Here is a 1875-nt window from a genome sequence, read left to right on the forward strand (position 1 = left end):
TATTGACATCCGCGTCAAAACAGTATACATTTGTGTAGTATGAAAGAGATTTTACTATACAAAACCGATAATGCAGAAGTCAAGGTCGAAATTCTGTTGCAAAACGAGAACTTATGGCTCACCCAGGCCAAGATGGCCGAACTATTCGATGTGCAGAAGGCGGCCATTTCAAAGCACCTGAAGAATATCTTTGCCGATGGCGAATTGGACGAAAAAGTGGTAGTTTCCAAAATGGAAACAACCACTCCCCATGGAGCGATGGTTGGCAAGGAACAAACAAAGTTCGTCAACATCTACAATCTCGATGCTATCATCGCAGTAGGCTACCGCATCAACTCCAAAAAGGCGACCATGTTCCGCATCTGGGCGACGCATGTCCTGAAGGAATACATAATCAAGGGCTTCGCCATGAACGACGAGCGCCTGAAGGATCCGCAGAACTTCTTTGGCAAGGACTACTTCGAGGAGCAGCTAGAACGCATCCGCGAAATCCGGGCTAGCGAGCGCCGTTTTTACCAAAAAATCACGGACATCTACGCCCGATGCAGCGCAGACTACAGCCCTGACAGCCAAATTACGCAGGATTTCTTCGCAACAGTGCAGAACAAGATGCATTATGCTGTAACGCACCAGACCGCAGCAGAAATCATATACTCACGTGCAGACAGCAAAAAGGTGAACATGGGGCTCACGACATGGAAAAATGCCCCCAACGGCGACATACGCAAGCCAGACGTTTCCATCGCCAAGAACTACCTGTCGCAAGAAGAAATTGACACCCTGAACAGGATTGTCACCATGTATCTGGACTTCGCCGAACTGCAGGCGAAACGCGGCCAGGTCATGTACATGAAGGACTGGGTGGAAAAGCTAAACGCATTTCTCCAATTCAACGAGCGCGACATTCTCGAGGACAAGGGCAAAGTCACACACGAAATTGCCAAGGCCTTCGCGGAAGGCGAATACGACAAATTCAGGATAATCCGAGACGCTAATTACAAGAGCGACTTCGATAAGTTGATGGAGTCTATCGCGGAATACAAGACGTAAAAAAGTCAAAAACTAAGGAACCTATTGACAACTACACAAAAATAGTGTACATTTGTACAGAAACAATCTAAACGATGGCTTTTGAACGCATGTAAGCCATAAGGGGCAACCAATGAGCGACTTTTACGCCGAGACGCGTGCGATTGTGGAATCCAAGGCGAGCACGCTGTCGAAATACACCTACGACACATACCTCTCCCACCTGCAAAAGCTGCAGATGTACAGGCCCACGGCGGAATGCCGCGACATCACCGAGGCGTTCGTCTTCGGCTACATCGACTTCATGCACGCGCGCAAGAACAGCGCCGGCTGCATCTACTAATTTGCCTCACCATCACAAAACAATGTTCCGTTGTTACAGCCGTCACTATCTGCCAACAGCATAGATTCTTGCCGCAGCTGAACAATTTCCATTTTCGGGGCGGAATACTCTTTTTTCTGTTCTAAATCGTTATTCATTTTTAAAGACCCATAGTTTTTGTTCTATAGATTGTTTTTGATGTTCTCAAGGGGGAACACCTACTTCCTGTAGTACGAGCCTTTCGCTCTTTTGTCATTGCCTACACTGCGGCCCTTGAGGTCGTAAGTTTGCTTGGTACGCGGCAGCATGTGGATTTCTCCAGTAGCGGGGTTCATGCGGCCAATAACGGTCGGTCGTTCGTCAACGCGATCCTTGTCGCCATTGACAATGATAACTTCCATGCCATCGAGCGAGGACAGCGTCACGTTGTAGTGCAGGAGTACGCGCTTGTCGGCCTGGATGTGCGGGACAAGTGTCATGGAGAAGCCGGAGGCAACTTCTCCCGGAGTGATTTCCGAAGTCTG

The 1875-nt window shown here is 48.7% G+C and carries 3 protein-coding genes and 1 pseudogene; 2 read left to right on the forward strand and 2 right to left on the reverse strand.

Features of this window, described 5'->3' with window-relative positions; all coding sequences use genetic code 11:
• The first annotated feature begins 39 nt into the window (after nt 1–39).
• Nucleotides 40–1050, forward strand: coding sequence for a virulence RhuM family protein (locus tag Q0628_RS01530; RefSeq protein ID WP_298767816.1), 1011 nt, complete (start codon nt 40–42; stop codon nt 1048–1050).
• A gap of 112 nt (nt 1051–1162) precedes the next feature.
• Nucleotides 1163–1372, forward strand: a complete 210-nt coding sequence (locus Q0628_RS01535; RefSeq protein ID WP_298767817.1) for a phage integrase SAM-like domain-containing protein — start codon at nt 1163–1165, stop codon at nt 1370–1372.
• Here the strand turns inward: Q0628_RS01535 and Q0628_RS01540 are convergent.
• Nucleotides 1369–1509 carry a hypothetical protein gene (locus Q0628_RS01540; protein ID WP_298767818.1) on the reverse strand — a complete coding sequence of 47 codons (141 nt, stop codon included), beginning with the start codon at nt 1507–1509 and terminating at the stop codon, nt 1369–1371. The two genes, Q0628_RS01535 and Q0628_RS01540, sit on opposite strands and share 4 nt — an antisense overlap.
• A gap of 60 nt (nt 1510–1569) precedes the next feature.
• Nucleotides 1570–1875, reverse strand: a pseudogene (locus Q0628_RS01545) (hypothetical protein); the annotation flags it as partial.

The sequence above is a fragment of the uncultured Fibrobacter sp. genome, assembly GCF_937877005.1.
Classification (GTDB): Bacteria; Fibrobacterota; Fibrobacteria; order Fibrobacterales; family Fibrobacteraceae; genus Fibrobacter.